Source organism: Janthinobacterium sp. Bl 1 (genome assembly GCF_058215535.1).
Map to the genome: position 1 here is coordinate 2,164,876 of NZ_CM177086.1, position 16,309 is coordinate 2,181,184.

Below are 16,309 nucleotides of genomic sequence, written 5' to 3' on the forward strand. Positions count from 1 at the left end.
TACATTCTCCAGGAGAAGAAAAATGACAAACCGAGATTTCAAGATGTCCCCGTTGGCCGCCTTGGCCGCCTGCGCCACCGCCGTTGTCCTGATGACGGGCTGTTCCAGCCTGAAAACGCCAGCCACGGCCGACGTTGCCGTGTCGCGCGCCGCCGTCGATAACGCGGCCAGCGCCGGCGCCGCCGACCTGGCGCCTGATGAAATGCGTTCGGCCCGCGAAAAAATGCGCATGGCCAACCAGGCGCTGAAAGACCGCGACTACAAGACGGCGCGCGACCTGGCCGACCAGGCGCAAGCCGATGCCAAGCTGGCGCAAAGCAAGGCCAACTCGGCCAAGGCCACCAGCGCCGCCGACGAGATCAACGAGAACATCCGCGTCATGCGCGAAGAGCTCGACCGCGCCAATCAGCAAGCCCCAAAACAATAACTAATAACAATAACTAGGACCCCATCATGAAAAAAGCTACCTACACCACCATTCCCGGCCTGCTGGCCATGGCCGCCTTTGTCGCCGCCTGCAGCTCCGCACCGACCACCACCAGCCTGCTCGATCAGACCCGCGGCGATTACATGGCGGCGCAATCGAACCCGATCGTGTCGACCTATGCGCCACGCGAATTCCGCGAAGCGAGCGCTGCCCTGGAAGCGGCGAACGCGGCCGCCACGCGCCAGGAAGATAGCGAAAAAGTCGACAAGCTGGCCTACCTGGCCAAGCAAAAGATAGCCACGGCACAAGAAGTCGCCAAGCAGAAAGCTGCGGAAGCCGATATCGCCAACGCCGGCAAGCAGCGCGATCAATTGCGCCTCGATGCGCGCACGCAGCAGGCTGACCAGGCCACGGCCCGCGCCCAGTCGGCGCAGGCGGATGCGGAAGCGGCCAAGGCCCAGGCGCAAGCTGCCGAAGCATCGGCCCGCGATGCGCAAGCCCGCGCCGCCGGACTCGAGGCGCAGCTGGCCGATCTGGCGGCCAAGAAAACCGAGCGCGGCATGGTGATCACCCTGGGCGACGTGCTGTTTGGCACGGACAAGGCGAATCTGACGGCCGATGGCGCGAATACGGCGCGCAAGCTCGCTGACGTGCTGAAAAACAACCCGCAGCGCACCGTGCTGATCGAAGGCTTCACGGATAGCACGGGCGGCTCCGCGCACAACCTGGAATTGTCGCAACGCCGCGCCGAATCCGTGCGCAATGCGCTGCTGGAGCAAGGCATCAGCCGCGACCGCATCGCCACGAAAGGCTATGGCGCCGCCTATCCGGCCGCCGGCAATGACACGGCGGCAAACCGCCAACTGAATCGCCGGGTGGAAATCGTCTTGTCCGAGGACAACACGGCGATTCCCGCCCGCCGTTAAACGCCTTGGGGCGTTGTAAGCCAAAGGCAGCACCGGCCGCAATCTGGCCGGTGGATACCCACGCAAGTATTGAAAGGAAGCATCATGACACCAACATCTGTTGAGATTCCAGCTGGCATCGATACGGCGGCCATCCGCGCTGCCGCGAAAAACCTGGACGACGGCGCCGTGACGGCCGGCTACCAGGCCGACCGCGAGGAGTTGATCACTCTGTTGAATGGCGCGCTGGCCACCGAACTGGTGTGTATCGCGCGCTACAAGCGCCATTACTACACCGTGAGTGGACGCGACAATGGCAGCATCAAGGCCGAGTTTCTCGAACATGCGCAGCAGGAGCAGGAACATGCCGACTGGCTGGCCGAACGCATCGTGCAATTGAATGGCAAGCCAGATTTTAATCCTGCAACATTGCTTGCGCGTAGCCATGCCGAGTATGATGACTCCGAAGACGTGCAAAGCATGGTGCGTGCCAATCTGATCGCGGAGCGGGTAGCGATCGAGTCGTATCGCCAGATGATTGTGAAAATCGGCGACAAAGACCCGACCACACGCCATTTGTTGATCAAAATCATGGCTGTTGAAGAAGAGCACGCCGATGATATGCGCGATCTAATGGAATAGTGTTTTTGAGTAAAGTAGGTATAGTAACTACATTCATCCACAGCTAAGGAGCTAAACCATGTTGGAAAATAATATCACCACCGTTAATAACGATGTCAAAACCCTCGTCAAGGATGCGCAAGCCCTGTTCAGCGCCGCTGCCGCCCTGACCGGCGAAAAAGCCGATGAAGTGCGCATCAAGGGCATGAAAACCCTGGACGCCGCCCTGGCCAAGGCGCATGAAGCGCAAGCGTCGGCCATCGTTGCCACCAAGCAGATGGCTGCCCAGGCAGACGGCTATGTCAAGGAAAACCCATGGCGTACGGTGGCCGTTGCCGCTGGCGTCGGCGTGCTGGTCGGCTTCATCCTGGGCCGCAAGTAATCCACTGCAGGAGCGATATGGACAAGTCTGCTTCGTCTCACCAGGGGCCGGGATTGATCGGCTCGGTCGCCGGCCTGGCCAAGAACGCCGTCGGACTGATGTTGTCGCGGCTGGAACTGGCCACCATCGAACTGTCGGAAGTGCGCAATCACATGCTGCAGCTGGTTGTCATTTTCGCGCTGGCGACGGTGGCGGGCTTGTTTGCCATCGCTTACGGCAGCGTGCTGATCGTTTTCCTCGCCTGGGATAGCCTGGGCTGGAAGATCCTGGCGATCATGACGGTCGTGTTCGTACTGCTGGCCATCGCGCTGGTCATGTATGCGCGCGCCATGCTGCGTCAAGGAAAGCTGTCGATGCCGGCCACCATGGCGGAATTGAAGGCCGACCGCGACATGCTGATGTAAGCTGCCTCACGAGGAGAATTCATGTCGGAAACCGACAAATTGGCGGCGCAAGCCGCCCGCAAGCGCCTGCTGATCGCCCAGGGCGAAATGTACCGCGTGGGCATCGTGCATGCGCGCGCCAACGTGGGCTATGCATTGCGTCCCGAGTCGATGCTGCAGGGCGTGGTCGAGACGGCGGTCGGCTTTGCCGGCCATCGCGTCGAGTCCCTGCTGGCGCCGGGCGGCATGCGTTTGCAAGGCGCCATGCCTTACGTGCTGACGGCGCTATCGTTTATCGGACGCAAGAAGCTGGTCAAGCCGGCCCTGGTCCTCGTGGCCGTGGCCGCCGTTGCCGCCAGCTGGCTGCGCCGCAAGCGCTGAACGCCAGCCGTGTTGCACAGGAACGCCGTCATTGACGGCGTTTTTTTTTGCCTGCACCCAAGGTCCGGCGCGCATACACGCAATCCCTTACAATGATTCACGCCGTATTTCGCGCGGCGGACAGAGGGGCCATCTTGATGACGCATTCGAAGACACCGATCAATCAGTTAAATCCCTCGCGCCTGCGCATCGTGCTGGTGCTGCAGGGCGGCGGCGCACTGGGCGCCTACCAGGCCGGCGTCTACCACGCGCTGCACGAACATGGCCTGGCGCCCGACTGGGTGGTGGGCACCTCGATCGGCGCCATCAATGCCGCCATTCTGGCCGGCAACAAGCACGAAGACCGGCTCGTGCGCCTGAAACAGTTCTGGCAGCGCGTGGCGCACCGCGACAGCATCGACATGAATTTGGTCTCCGATCAGCAGCGCCGCTCGAACATCTGGCTGGCCACGCTCGATACGGTGCTGCGCGGCGTGCCCGGCTTTTTCAAGCCGCGCACCTTCAGCCTGTTTCCTGCGGGAGTCGCCGTCAAGCCGGAAGAGGCCAGTTTTTATGACACCAGCGAGCTGGCCAGCACCCTCGAGGAACTGGTCGACTTCGATTACCTGAACGAGCCGGGCGGCATGCGCCTGACGGTCAACGCCCTGCGCGTCAAATGCGGCAGCCTCACCAGCTTCGACAGCCAGCAGCAAGCCCTGACGGCCGACCATATCCGCGCCAGCGGCGCCTTGCCGCCCGGCTTTGCCGGCGTGCGCGTCGATGGCGATTTATATTGGGATGGCGGCCTGTACTCGAATACGCCGCTCGAAACCGTGCTCGACGACACGCCCCACGTCGATACGCTGGTCTTCATGGTGGACCTGTGGAGCTCGGAAGGGCCGGAACCGACCACCCTCGATGAAGTGCAGACGCGGCAAAAGGATGTCACCTTCGCCTCGCGCTCGAAGCGGCATATCGCCGATTATGTCAACACGCACACCTTGCAGCGCAAATTGCGCGAACTGTACGCCGGCCTGCCCGACACCAAGCACAACCGCCAGCAGACGGAAGAACTGGTGGCGCTCGGTTGCGACAGCACCATGCACATCGTGCGCCTGCCGTATGCGGGGCGCGACTGGCACATGGCGGCCAAGGATATCAATTTTTCCAAGGGTTCGATCGAGTGGCGCTGGGAGCAGGGCTACCAGGATGGCTTGCGCGCGATCAAGGCGGCCGGCTGGCTGGCTTTTGTCACGGAAGATACGCCGCTCGTGGTGCACGAACTGCCCCCCTACGAACGCGACGCTGCTTAGTGACGCCTGTCAAAACCTGCTGCGCGACGGTTTTGCCAAGGCGTTGCAAGAGTATAGAGCAAGAGTACAGAGCAAGAGTACGGTTCTGCATCACTGCGGATGTGCCGCCTCGCGCAGTTTTTCCGCGTTCGCCATGTCTTGCCGGTAGGTGTCTTGTGCATCCTTCAGGCAGGTGGCGCGCGCGGCGGACGGTTCCAAACGGCAGGCTTTTTTGGCCTCGGCCAGGGCGGCGGCGATTTCCTTGCGCAGGGTGCGCAGCTGGGCTTGCGCCGTGTTGTCTTCCTGGTACCAGCGTTGCGGGTCGCCTGGCTGCGGCGTGGCTGTCTGGGCCAGTGCCAGCGGCGCCAGGCTGCAGGCGAACAGGGTGGCCAATAGTGTGTTGTGGATAGTCATGGTATTTCCTCCTTGAAATAAAAAAGGCGCCGTAGCGCCTTTTTTTACAACCTGCCTGTCAGCAATAGCAGGATCAGTATCACTACGACCAGGCCGGCGATGCCGCTGGGGCCGTAACCCCAGTTGCGGCTATGCGGCCAGGTGGGCAGGACGCCGACCAGGGCCAGGATCAAGATGATCAGAATGATGGTGCCCATGGTATCTCCTTGTTGGTGCGTGGTCCGGCGCAGGCTTGCTGGCAAGCCTGGCCAGCGGATTAATAGCGGTAGACGCGGCCGTCAACGATGCGCACGCGGTTGCCCGGGCGCAAATCATTGGCGTTGTCCTGCACCACGGTACGGTATTCGCCGTTGTCGAGACGCACGCTGATCTGGTAAGCCTGGGCCTGCTGCTTGCGGCCTTCGACCTGGTTGCCCACGACGCCGCCGGCGACGGCGCCCGCCACGGTGGCGGCCGTGCGTCCGCTGCCCGAACCGATGGTATTGCCCAGCAGGGCGCCGGCGATGCCGCCGACCACGGCGCCGGCGCCGCTGGTTTGGCCACCACCCTGCACGATCTGGATGGAGTCGACGGTGCCGTACATGGCGGACTCAGGCTGGTTGGCCGGGTAATACTGTTGTGATTGGGACGGGCCGGTGGCGCAACCGCTGAGTACGGCGGTTGCGGCGAGCATCAGTGCGGCCAAGGTGGCGTTGGTTTTCATTTTATTCTCCTGACGAGGTGAGGGTGTAGTGCCATCTTAGTCATGCCCCCGTCCCGGGTCTGTACGCTGCCGCACGTACATATTTGCTGCCAAAAATGGTATTTTTTACCGTGGCGATTCATCAAAACGTTGTTATTTCTCCCTGTCTCCCTTTTGCTTTCAAAATAAATTACTTGTGTACGGCAGCGTACAGAAGAGCGGCGACTATCCACGTAAAACGGTAGTCATGCCAAGCAGACATGTTTGGCACCACCAGGGAGAAATACAATATGAACAAGAATAAGCTTTTCACTGCCATCGTCGTCAGCCTGGCATGCGCCGCCTGGGGCGGCCAGGCAGTGGCCGCCACGCCGGAAGCAAAAGCAGCCTACAAGGCGGCCAATGAACAGGCTGCCCTGAACTACAAGCTCGCGCATGCCGAGTGCGAAAAAATCACGGGCAATCCGAAGGATGTCTGCATCGCCGAAGCGAAGGCCGTGCGTACCTACGATGAAGCCGTGGCCCAAGCGCAATACACAAATACCCTGCGCGCCTACACCAAGGCGCGCATCAAGATTGCCGATGCCAATTACGACGTCGACCTGGCGCGCTGCAATGCGGTGACGGGCAACGACAAGGATGTCTGCGTCAAGCTGGCCAAGTCCACCAAGGTGGCGGCCCTGGCCGATGCCAAGGCGGACAAGAAAGTCATCGAAGCGCGCAGCGATGCGCGTGAAGCAAAAAGAAAAGCCGAGTACAAGGTCGCGACAGAAAAATGCGATGCATTAGCCGGCGCAGCCAAGGATGACTGTATCAAGGCTGCAAAAACCCAGTTTGGCTACTGAGCGCCATCCGGCGCGCAGTCACCACACTGGTATAAGAAGCTCATTGTGAGCACATTGATTGACCACTCCTAAGGAAAAAACCATGAAATTCACTAAATCTATCGCTACTGGCCTTTTCGTCGCTTCCCTGTTCGCCGTTGCAGGCTGCGCTTCGACCCCAACCAAGGAAGGCACGGGCGAGTACATCGACGACGCGGCCATCACCACCAAAGTGAAAGCCAGCATCTTCAACGAGCCTACCCTGAAATCGACGGAAATCAACGTGGAAACTTTCAAGGGCGTGGTTCAGCTGAGCGGCTTCGTTGCCCAGCCTGGCGATGCCGCCAAAGCGGGTGAAGTTGCCCGTGGCGTCAAGGGCGTGAAGTCGGTGAAAAACGACATCCGCGTCAAGTAATGGCCTGACCCGCCGCAGCGGCCAGCCCCACGGCTGGTGCTGCGGCCCACCACCGACCGTCGCGGGAATCGCATGCATATCCAGCCTTCAGATACCCCGCCCGAGCCGGTGGCGGCTGCTTCCACCGAGCCTGCCGGGCCACCTCCCGGCACGCCCGTGGAGCACCTGGACGCATCCTTGCGTTTGCCGCTGCATGTCAATGCGCGTGGCATGGCGCTGGGCATCATCGCCACCGTCAGCTTCATTTATGCGCTGCAGTGGGCACAGAAATTCCTCATTCCCGTCATCTTCGGCATTTTCATTGCCTATACCCTCAATCCCGTCGTCGCCTGGCTGGAAAAGCTGCGCCTGCCGCGCGCCATCGGCACCACGGTCGTCACGGCCCTGATCCTGTTCGGCTCCATCGTCGTGGTCGAGCGCGTGCAGGGCGAATTCGAATCCATCGTTGAAGAGTTGCCAGCCGCCACGCATAAACTGTCGCGCCTGATCGCCGCCAATACGGGCGGCAAGAACAGCACCTTCCAGAAGATGCAGGCCGTGGCCAATGAGATCGAGCAAGTGGCCGCCGGCGCCGAGGCGCGCCGCAACAACCGCCGCGCCGCGGCAGCGTCCGAAGGCCCCAATTTCAAGATCATGGACTGGGTCTGGGCCGGCTCGCTGGGTCTGGTGGGCTTTGTCAGCCAGGCCACCATGGTCATCTTCCTCGTGTTTTTCCTGCTGCTGTCGGGCGACACCTTCAAGCGCAAGCTCGTCAAGCTGACGGGACCGTCGCTGAGCCGCAAGAAGGTCACCGTGCACATCCTGGAAGACATCAATACCTCGATCCAGAACTATATGTTCATGCTGCTCGTCACGAATGGCTTGCTGGCCGTCCTGATGTGGATCGCCCTGCGCGTGATCGGCCTGGAAAACGCGGGCGCCTGGGCCATCGTGGCCGGCTTGCTGCACATCATGCCGTACTTCGGCCCCTTGCTCATCACCATCGCCACGGGGCTCGTCGCCTTTTTGCAGTTCGAATCGCTGGAAATGGTCTTGCTGGTGACGGGCACGTCGATGGCCATCGCCACGCTGGTCGGCACTTTTGTCACCACGTGGATGACGGGGCGCATCGCCCGCATGAACCCCACGGCCGTCTTCATCAGCCTGCTGTTCTGGGGCTGGCTGTGGGGCGTCTGGGGCTTGCTGCTGGGCGTGCCCATCATCGTCATCGTGAAGGTCGTGGCCGAGCGCGTGCAGGGCATGGAAGTGGTGGCGGAATTGCTGGGCGAGTAAGTTGAGGCTGGATAAGAAAAACGGCGCCTGCGGGCGCCGTTGTTGCGTGCAGACTGCTTACGACTGGTGGCGTTTCAATATCTTCACTTGCAGGTCGCCGTCTTCCGTCTTCGGCATATCCTTCATGCTGCCCAGCTGCAGGGCGAACTGGCGCGTGAATTCGGCGCCCAGGAAGAAGATTTGCGCCGAGTAATACACCCACAGCAGCAGCGCCACCAGCGAACCGGCCGCGCCATAGCTGCTGGCCACGCCGCTATTGCCGATATACACGCCAATCGCATATTTCCCCAGCGAAAACATGAAAGCCGTGCCGATGGCGCCGATCAGCACGTCGCGCCAGGACAGGCGCACGCGCGGCAGCATTTTATAGATGACGGCAAACAGGCTGGCGATGACGGCAAAGCCGATCAGGTTCGACAGGATGGTAAACAGCACGGCCGTGTCCTTCCACACGCCCTCCCAGAAGTTGGCGAGGATGGCCATGGCGGCATTGACCACCAGCGACACCATCAGCAGGAAGGCCAGCACCAGTACCAGGCCGAACGACAGCAGGCGCGTGCGCAGCATGTCCCAGGCGCCCGCTTCCTTCAAGGGCGGCACTTGCCAGATTTCGTCGAGGCTGGCTTTCAGCTCGGCAAACACGCTGGTGGCGCCAAACAGCAGCAGGGCGCTGGCGATGAGCGTGGCGATGCGGCCCTGTTCATGGTTTTTCGCGCCGGCCAGCACGAGCTGAATGGCTTCGGCGCCCTGCGTGCCCAGCAAGCCCTGCAGTTGCCCCATCAGCTCGCCGCGCGCGGCGGCCGGGCCATAGAAAAAGCCGGCGATGGCAATCACCAGCACGAGGATGGGGGCGATGGAAAACAGGGTGTAATAGGCGAGGGCGGCGCCCTTGCTCGAGGCGCGGTGTTCCAGCCATTCGGTGACGGAACAGACGAGGACACTGCGCATCTGCTTGCTGAACGGCGCCAGGCTGGCCAGTTTGGGATAGCGGGTAGAGAAATTCATGGTGGCTTTCAATGCAAAAAGGGGCGCGAGCCCCTTTTTTTTAATTCACAAGTGGCGTACCACTGTTCAGCTTATTGCACGCGGCGTTCGATGGTGATTTGCTCCACTTCAACGCGGCGGTTTGGTTCCAGGCACTTGATCAGGTCGGCACGTTTCTTGTTGTCGCAGGTGACGACAGGATTCGTGGAGCCCTTGCCTTCGGCCGTCAGGCGGTTGGCGGCAACACCATGGGCGACCAGGTATTCCTTGACTGCATCAGCGCGCTGCTGCGACAGTTTCAGGTTGTACTTGGGCGAACCGATGCGGTCGGCATAACCACTGATGACGACGTTGTTGACGTCCGGCGCTGCGGTCAGCACGCGGGCGATTTCGTCGAGCTTGGTCTGTGTCGGACCCAGCTTGGCGCTGTCGAACGCGAACAGTTCCGTTGCCGACATCGTCACTTTTTCAAAGCGTGCTGGCGGCGGTGGCGGCGGTGGTGGCGGCACGACCACGACGACTTCTTCACGCACTGGCGGTGGTGGCGGTGGTGGCGGCGGTGCAGGCGGTTTGTCGAACGCGAAGTTCAGACCCACGGTGACGTAGTAGTTGTTGGACTTGCTGCTCGGGTCGAAGGTATTGCCGCGCAGGAAGCCGTGCACATTGCGCACGTCAGCCTGGAACGACAATTGATCGTTGATCGTGGACTGGAAACCCAGGCCCACGCTGGCGTATGGCGAGCTCTTGCTGCGTTCACCGAAGGCGAAGCTGGTGTCTTTATCGCGTTGCATGCCGGCACCGACCAGCAGGAAGGGACGGAAGGCTTTGCGCGAGAACATGTACAGGCCGTCTACGCCCAGCGTATTTTGCTGGTAGCGCTGGCCGCCATCCTTGGAACGGGCATACGTGGTGCCCAGCTGGATATCCCAATCCTGGGAAACAGGCTTACCGAAACGCAAGCCTGCGCCATAGCCGGTTTTATCCGTGGCAAAGTCGGAATCTGGTTTGAGTGCGTTGATGCTAGGTTGAATATACCAGGAGGGATTGATTTCCTGGGCCTGTGCGCCGAGGGCAGAGCACAGGACTGCGGCGGCAACGGCGATTTTTTTTAGATTATTCACAAGTAACTCCCAACGTTGATAAGAGATTTTCTCTACGGCATCAAAACGACATCTTGCTACACGTGCTATTGCTAGAGATAGACCACACTTCCAGGTGCGCTTTCTTGCGATAAATGCACTGCTGTTGGACTAGAGAATACGGTTGCAGGTTCGCGTGGTCGGTGCGCTGGCGCACAAAGCATTGCGGTATATCAATGGTGTTGCAGATTCACGACAAGGGCTTTGGTGTTGAAAAAAACTAATTTGCTAGGTGAAACTTTTACAAGCACGCCACTTCCTGGCGCCGTGGCAAGAGGCAATCGTACGGCTTGTCACCTGCATGCCACTGTATATTAGCAACAATGATGAGCTTGATAACTAATATTACATTGATGTTGTATTCCTGCCGCGTTCTGTTGCTTTTCCGGGCTTCCGCCAGGCAACTTTTGCGCGCCGCAGCCAGCTCCGCCACTTTTCATCAAGGAGTCACCCGTGCCTGACCTGCCCCGTATTTTTTCTTCCCCGCTGCCTGGCAAACGGGGCACCTTGTGCCTGCTGCTGTCGCTGGGCCTGGCGGCGCCGGCCTGGTCCGATAGCGGCGTGTCCGTGTTTTCACCGAACGGCACGGTCAAGGCCGTGCGCCAGGTACGGGCTCAGTTCGCCACGCCGATGGTGCCGTTCGGCGACATGGGCTTGCCCGCGCCGTTCGCCATCGATTGCGGCAAGGCCGAGCCTGGCGTCGTGGCGGGCGCGGGGCGCTGGGCCGACGAGCGCAACTGGAACTTCGATTTCGAGCGCGACTTGCCGGCCGGCGTGGCCTGCAGCTTCACCTTGAAGCCGGGGCTGAAGGACCTGGCGGGCCAGGCTTTGCAAGGGACGACGTCCTACCGTTTCACCACGGGCGGCCCGGCCATAGTCGAGGCCGTACCGTATGATGGCCAGCCCTATATCGATGAAAACCAGATATTCGTGCTGGGCCTGGACGCCACGCCGAACGAGGCCAGCGTGGCCGCCAATGCGTATTGCCGCGCCGATGGCATCAATGAAAAGATTCCCGTGCGCGTGTTCAAAGGCAAGGAACTGGAGCAGGTATTGACCCTGCGCAAGAGTTTCCTCGACCGCTATCTGACCGTGTACTTCAAACAGCGGGGCGTCGTGTGGAAAGCGGGCATGCCCGTCGCCAGCAAGGGCGCGCCGCCGTTGCCCGTCACCGTGCTGCAATGCAAGCGCAGCTTCCCCGCCAACGCCAAGGTGTCGCTCGTGTGGGGCGAAGGCATCGCCAGCGCCAGCGGCATCGCCACGGAGAAGGCGCAAACCCTGCAGTTCAAGACGCGTCCCGACTTCACGGCCAAGTTCAGCTGTGAGCGCAGCAATCCGAAGGAGCAATGCATACCCTTCCTGCCCATGCGCGTGCAGTTTTCCGCACCCGTGAAAGCATCGCTGGTGCGCGCCATGACCCTGAAAGGCGGCGGCAAGACGTATGTACCGACGATTTCAAAAGAGGAAGAAAAGGCGGAATTCCTGTACAGCGCCGCCTTCAACGGCCCCTTCCCCGTGCAAGCGAGTTTTGTCTTGAGCCTGCCGCCGAAGCTGACGGATGATGCGGGCCGCGCCTTGCTCAACCGCGCGCGCTTCCCCATGACGGTGCGCACGGGCGAACAACCACCGCTGCTCAAATTCCCGGCCCCGTTCGGCATCATCGAAGCGAAGGGCGACGGCTTGCTGCCCGTGACGGTGCGCAATATCGAACCCGTGCTGACGGGCAAGGAAATCGCCCAGCCATCCGCAGCCGCCACGGGCGCCACCTTGCGCGTGCCCGACAATGACGACAAGTTCATCATCGAGTGGATGCAGCGCCTGGCCGGCAACGGCGACGGCGGCGAATACTGGCAGCCCTACGCGCAATATGCGGGCAACATGAGCAAATCCGTGCTGTCGGGAGCCTCCGGCACGCGTCCCATCAGCCTGCCGCGCCCCGATGGCAAGAAAACCTTTGAAGTGATCGGCATTCCGCTGCAAAAACCAGGCTTTTACGTGGTCGAACTGGCCAGCCCCATCCTCGGCAAAGTGTTGTTGGGCAAACCGACGACGGCCTATATCCGCACGGCCGCGCTGGTGACGAATCTGGCGGCCCACTTCAAGCATGGCGCGCAATCGTCGCTCGTGTGGGTGACGTCGCTCGACAAGGGCGCGCCTGTTGCGAAAGCGCAAGTGGCCGTGCGCGACTGCGCCGGCAAGCTGTTGTGGCAAGGCGCCACGGGCGCGGACGGCGTGGCGCACATCCCCGGCGAGCTGGCCAATTCCAGCTGCAAGAACAATGGCCGCTACTTTATCAGCGCGCGCAGCGGCGGCGACATGACGTTCACCCTGTCGGACTGGGTGGGCGGCATCGAAGCGTGGCGTTTCAATTTGCCCACGGACGACACGCGCGCCGACAACACCCTGCTGGCCACGGTTTTTGACCGCACCTTGCTGCGCGCCGGCGAAACCGTGCACATGAAGCATTTTATACGCAAGCACACGGGCGAGGGCATGAGCCTGGTCGACAAGAACAACGGTCCCGGCAGCGCCACCTCCGTCGTCATCACGCACCAGGGCAGCGACCAGAACTATCAATTGCCGCTGCGCTGGTCCGCCAGCGGCACGGCGGAAAGCGACTGGCTCATTCCCGCCGACGCCAAGCAGGGCGAATACAGCGTAACGATGGCGGGCCGTCCTTCCGGCAGTTTCCGCGTGGAGGCATTCCGCGTACCGACCATGAAAGCCGTGCTGCAGGGCCCGAAAGCGCCCGCCGTGCAGGCCAGGCAGTTGGCCCTCGATGCGCAAATCACGTATCTGGCCGGCGGCGCGGCCACCAACGCGCCCGTCAAGCTGCGCACGGTGCTGCAAGACAAGAGCGTGACGTTTGCCGATTATCCCGAGTACAGCTTCAGCAATGGCGACGTGAAGGAAGGTCTTGTCAAGCAGGGCACCGGCTACGACGACGATGAGGGCGGGTGGCAGGACGAAGGCAATGGCGGGCGTGCCGACGCCGGTGCGGCGGCCGCGCGCACGCAAAGCTTGACCCTGGACAAGGCGGGCGGCGCGCGCATCGTCATCGACCAGCTGCCGCAGCTGTCCACGCCGCGCGACCTGGTGGCGGAAATGGCGTTCCAGGATGCGAATGGCGAGACGGCTTCCGTTGCCACGCGCGTCCCGCTGTGGCCGTCAAACTATCTGATCGGCATCAAGCCCGATGCCTGGGCCCTGAGCAAGGATGCCTTCAAGTTTACCGTGGCCGTGCTCGGCACCAATGGCAAGCCCGTGGCGAACGCCCCGGTCGCCGTCGATTTCTTCCAGCGCAACAGCTATTCGCACCGCCGGCGGCTGATCGGCGGTTTCTATGCATATGAAAACAGCAGCGAAGTGGTCAAGCTGGGCCCTGCATGCGCGGGCAAGACGGATGGCAAGGGCTTGCTGATGTGCGACGTGAAGGCGCCCGCCAGCGGCAACCTGATTTTGCGCGCCAGCACGCGGGACAGTGCCGGCAACGCGGCTGTCGCCAACCGCGAAACGTGGGTGGCCGGCAGCGGCGACTGGTGGTTCAACGCCAGCGACAATGACCGCATCGACGTGCTGCCTGAAAAGAAACGCTATGAACCGGGCCAGGAAGCAAGCTTGCAGGTGCGCATGCCGTTCCGTTCGGGCACGGCGCTGATCACGGTCGAGCGCGAAGGCATTCTCGATACCTATGTGCGCCAGCTCAATGGCCGGGAACCAGTGGTGAATATCCCGGTCAAACCGAACTACGCACCGAATGTGTATGTGTCCGTGTTTGTCGTGCGGGGCAGGGTCGATGGCGTGCAGCCGACGGCCCTGGTGGACTTGGGCAAGCCGGCCTACAAGATGGGCATTGCACCGCTGAACGTGGGGTGGCAGGCGCATGAACTGAACGTGATGGTGGTGTCCGACAAAGAGGTGTACAAGACGCGCGACAAGGCGGAAGTGTCCGTGCGCGTGCGCCGCGCCGACGGTAAACCGTTGCCAGTCGGCGCCGAAGTGGCGCTGGCGGCCGTCGATACGGGCTTGCTGGAACTGATGCCCAACGATAGCTGGAAATTGCTCGACACCATGATGGCGCAGCGCAGCCTGCAGGTGGAAACGGCGACGGCGCAGATGCAGGTGATCGGCAAGCGCCACTTTGGCCGCAAGGCCTTCCCGGCCGGCGGTGGCGGCGGCAAGGGCGCCAGCCGCGAGCTGTTCGACACCCTGCTGTTCTGGAAGGGCACGGTCAAGCTCGACGCCAAGGGCGAAGCCACGGTGCAAGTGCCGCTCAACGATTCATTGACGGCGTTCCGCATCGTCGCCATCGCCAGCGCCGGCAAGGAACTGTTCGGCACGGGCAGCACGGACATCCGCAGCTCGCAAGACTTGATCCTGATGTCGGGCTTGCCGACCCTCGTGCGCGAAGGCGACCAGTTGCGCGCCGGTTTCACCGTGCGCAACACCTCGGCCGCCTCGCTGAATGTGGAATTGAACGCCAGCGCGGCTGGCAAGGCCTTGCCGCGCCAGAGCTTGACCCTGGCGGCGGGCGAAGCGCGCGAAACGGGCTGGGATTACCAGGTGCCGCTCGGCGCGCAACAGATTGTGTGGGAGATCGGCGCCAAGGCAGGTAGCCATACCGATAAACTGAAAATCACGCAAAAGGTAGGCCAGGCCACGCCCGTACGCACGTACCAGGCAACCTTGCAGCAAGTCGACAAGCCCATCAATATGTCCGTGCAAATGCCGGCCGGCGCCTTGCCGGGCCGGGGCGGCATCCAGACCAGCTTTGTCGCCAAGCTCGGCGGTGAGCTGCCAGGTGTGCGCGAGTACATGGCCGCGTATCCGTACACCTGCTTCGAGCAAAACACGTCGAAGGCCATCGCCCTGCAAGACCAGGAGGCGTGGAACAAGCTGGCCGCCAGCCTGCCCGCCTACCTGGATGGCGACGGCATGCTGAAATACTTCCCCATCATGGAACAGGGCAGCGACAGCTTGACGGCGTATGTGTTGTCGGCAACCCGGGAAGCGGGCTATGCGATTCCCGAACAGACGAAAAACCGCATGGAAGCAGCCTTGACGGCCTTCGTGCAGGGCCGCATCGTGCGCCGTTCCGCGCTGGACACGACCGACCTGGCCGTGCGCAAGCTCGCCGCACTGGAAGCGTTGTCGCGTTCGAACAAGGTGCCGCCCGATGCGCTGGAAAGCATCAGCATCAACCCGAACCTGTGGCCGACTTCCGCCGTCATCGACTGGAGCCTGTTGCTGCAACGCACGCCGAGCCTGGCACGCCGCGATGCGCTGCTGGCCGAGGCGCAGCAGATTTTGCGTTCGCGCCTGAATTTCCAGGGTACGACCATGGGCTTTTCCACCGAGCGCAAGGATAACTGGTGGTGGCTGATGGTCTCGGGCGACGTCAATGCCAACCGGCTGCTGCTGGCCGTGATGGACAACCCGGCGTGGAAGGATGACATCGGCCGCCTCGTGCGCGGCAGCATGGGCCGCCAGAAGAAGGGCCGCTGGGATACGACGGTAGCCAACGCCTGGGGCACCTTGGCCATCAACAAGTTCTCGGCCAAGTTCGAATCCACCCCCGTGACGGGCGCCAGCGCCGTCAAGCTGGGCGGTGATACGCAAGCGCTCGTGTGGAACGGCGCGGCGAAAGTGGGCCCCGTGCTGCAAGCGTGGCCGAAGGGCACGGACACCCTGGGCCTGGCGCACAGCGGCACGGGCAAACCGTGGGCCACCGTGCAAAGCCTGGCGGCGATCCCGCTCAAGGCGCCTGTGTCCAGCGGTTACACGATCAAGAAAACCATGACGCCGGTGGAACAGAAGACGGCGGGCGCATGGTCGCGCGGCGACGTCTACCGCGTGCGCCTGGAGTTGTCGGCGCAGGCGGACATGAGCTGGGTCGTGGTCGACGATCCGATTCCCGCCAGTGCCACGGTGCTGGGCAACGGCCTGGGCCGTGATTCGCAGCTGATGACGGCCGGCGAAAAATCCACGGGCTGGGTCTGGCCCACGTTCGAGGAACGCGCTTTCGACGCCTTCCGCGCGTATTACGCGTTTGTTCCGAAGGGTAACTGGAGCGTGGAATACACGGTGCGCCTGAACAATGCTGGCGACTTCAGCCTGCCGGCCACGCGCATCGAGGCCATGTATTCGCCCGAGATGTTTGGCGAGTCGCCGAATGCGAATGTGAAGGTGGGGCAGTGAAAGGCAAGGTT

General features: G+C 62.0%; 16 protein-coding genes. 11 read left to right on the forward strand and 5 right to left on the reverse strand.

From position 1 onward, the window contains the following. Window positions 1–22: 22 nt before the first annotated feature. The 7 genes from AC4BCN_RS09815 (at window position 23) to AC4BCN_RS09845 (ending at window position 4,391) form a co-directional block, all read left to right on the forward strand. Window positions 23–427, forward strand: coding sequence for a DUF4398 domain-containing protein (locus AC4BCN_RS09815; protein ID WP_051992010.1), 405 nt, complete (start codon window positions 23–25; stop codon window positions 425–427). A 26-nt stretch (window positions 428–453) separates the two neighbouring features. Next, window positions 454–1,353 (forward strand): OmpA family protein, encoded by a 900-nt coding sequence (locus AC4BCN_RS09820; RefSeq protein WP_034758945.1) that lies wholly within the window; start codon window positions 454–456, stop codon window positions 1,351–1,353. 84 nt (window positions 1,354–1,437) lie between these two features. Next, window positions 1,438–1,974, forward strand: coding sequence for a ferritin-like domain-containing protein (locus AC4BCN_RS09825; protein WP_070304102.1), 537 nt, complete (start codon window positions 1,438–1,440; stop codon window positions 1,972–1,974). 58 nt (window positions 1,975–2,032) lie between these two features. Beyond that, window positions 2,033–2,335 carry an ElaB/YgaM/YqjD family protein gene (locus tag AC4BCN_RS09830; RefSeq protein ID WP_034758939.1) on the forward strand — a complete coding sequence of 101 codons (303 nt, stop codon included), beginning with the start codon at window positions 2,033–2,035 and terminating at the stop codon, window positions 2,333–2,335. A 17-nt stretch (window positions 2,336–2,352) separates the two neighbouring features. After that, on the forward strand, window positions 2,353–2,739 hold the full coding sequence (locus tag AC4BCN_RS09835) for a phage holin family protein (RefSeq protein WP_070224915.1): 387 nt from the start codon (window positions 2,353–2,355) through the stop codon (window positions 2,737–2,739). A 21-nt stretch (window positions 2,740–2,760) separates the two neighbouring features. Continuing rightward, complete coding sequence (locus AC4BCN_RS09840) at window positions 2,761–3,099, forward strand: hypothetical protein (RefSeq protein ID WP_034758933.1); 339 nt, start codon at window positions 2,761–2,763, stop codon at window positions 3,097–3,099. Window positions 3,100–3,236: 137 nt separating this feature from the next. Then, window positions 3,237–4,391, forward strand: a complete 1,155-nt coding sequence (locus AC4BCN_RS09845) for a patatin-like phospholipase family protein (protein ID WP_436483993.1) — start codon at window positions 3,237–3,239, stop codon at window positions 4,389–4,391. Window positions 4,392–4,481: 90 nt separating this feature from the next. Here the strand turns inward: AC4BCN_RS09845 and AC4BCN_RS09850 are convergent, their stop codons facing one another. The 3 genes from AC4BCN_RS09850 to AC4BCN_RS09860 are packed head-to-tail and all read right to left on the reverse strand — an operon-like array spanning window position 4,482 to window position 5,487. After that, window positions 4,482–4,784 carry a hypothetical protein gene (locus AC4BCN_RS09850; protein ID WP_490493171.1) on the reverse strand — a complete coding sequence of 101 codons (303 nt, stop codon included), beginning with the start codon at window positions 4,782–4,784 and terminating at the stop codon, window positions 4,482–4,484. A gap of 44 nt (window positions 4,785–4,828) precedes the next feature. After that, window positions 4,829–4,981 carry a DUF3309 family protein gene (locus AC4BCN_RS09855; RefSeq protein ID WP_010396415.1) on the reverse strand — a complete coding sequence of 51 codons (153 nt, stop codon included), beginning with the start codon at window positions 4,979–4,981 and terminating at the stop codon, window positions 4,829–4,831. A gap of 59 nt (window positions 4,982–5,040) precedes the next feature. After that, a complete protein-coding gene (locus tag AC4BCN_RS09860; protein WP_128140018.1) occupies window positions 5,041–5,487 on the reverse strand; it encodes an outer membrane lipoprotein in 447 nt (148 codons plus the stop codon). Window positions 5,488–5,756: 269 nt separating this feature from the next. On the opposite strand from AC4BCN_RS09860, the gene AC4BCN_RS09865 reads away from it, so the two are divergent. From AC4BCN_RS09865 to AC4BCN_RS09875, 3 genes are all read left to right on the forward strand, one after another. After that, on the forward strand, window positions 5,757–6,311 hold the full coding sequence (locus tag AC4BCN_RS09865; protein ID WP_034758917.1) for a hypothetical protein: 555 nt from the start codon (window positions 5,757–5,759) through the stop codon (window positions 6,309–6,311). An 82-nt stretch (window positions 6,312–6,393) separates the two neighbouring features. After that, window positions 6,394–6,705 (forward strand): BON domain-containing protein, encoded by a 312-nt coding sequence (locus AC4BCN_RS09870; protein WP_128140016.1) that lies wholly within the window; start codon window positions 6,394–6,396, stop codon window positions 6,703–6,705. A gap of 72 nt (window positions 6,706–6,777) precedes the next feature. Continuing rightward, window positions 6,778–7,977 (forward strand): AI-2E family transporter, encoded by a 1,200-nt coding sequence (locus AC4BCN_RS09875; RefSeq protein ID WP_425324033.1) that lies wholly within the window; start codon window positions 6,778–6,780, stop codon window positions 7,975–7,977. Between the two features lie 57 nt (window positions 7,978–8,034). Here the strand turns inward: AC4BCN_RS09875 and AC4BCN_RS09880 are convergent, their stop codons facing one another. Both AC4BCN_RS09880 and AC4BCN_RS09885 read right to left on the reverse strand, forming a co-directional pair. Beyond that, window positions 8,035–8,982 carry a YihY/virulence factor BrkB family protein gene (locus AC4BCN_RS09880; protein ID WP_034758909.1) on the reverse strand — a complete coding sequence of 316 codons (948 nt, stop codon included), beginning with the start codon at window positions 8,980–8,982 and terminating at the stop codon, window positions 8,035–8,037. A 71-nt stretch (window positions 8,983–9,053) separates the two neighbouring features. After that, window positions 9,054–10,082 carry an OmpA family protein gene (locus tag AC4BCN_RS09885; RefSeq protein ID WP_490493172.1) on the reverse strand — a complete coding sequence of 343 codons (1,029 nt, stop codon included), beginning with the start codon at window positions 10,080–10,082 and terminating at the stop codon, window positions 9,054–9,056. Window positions 10,083–10,553: 471 nt separating this feature from the next. Here AC4BCN_RS09885 and AC4BCN_RS09890 point away from each other — a divergent pair, with 471 nt between their 5' ends. Beyond that, window positions 10,554–16,298 (forward strand): alpha-2-macroglobulin family protein, encoded by a 5,745-nt coding sequence (locus tag AC4BCN_RS09890; protein ID WP_490493173.1) that lies wholly within the window; start codon window positions 10,554–10,556, stop codon window positions 16,296–16,298. Window positions 16,299–16,309 lie beyond the last annotated feature (11 nt).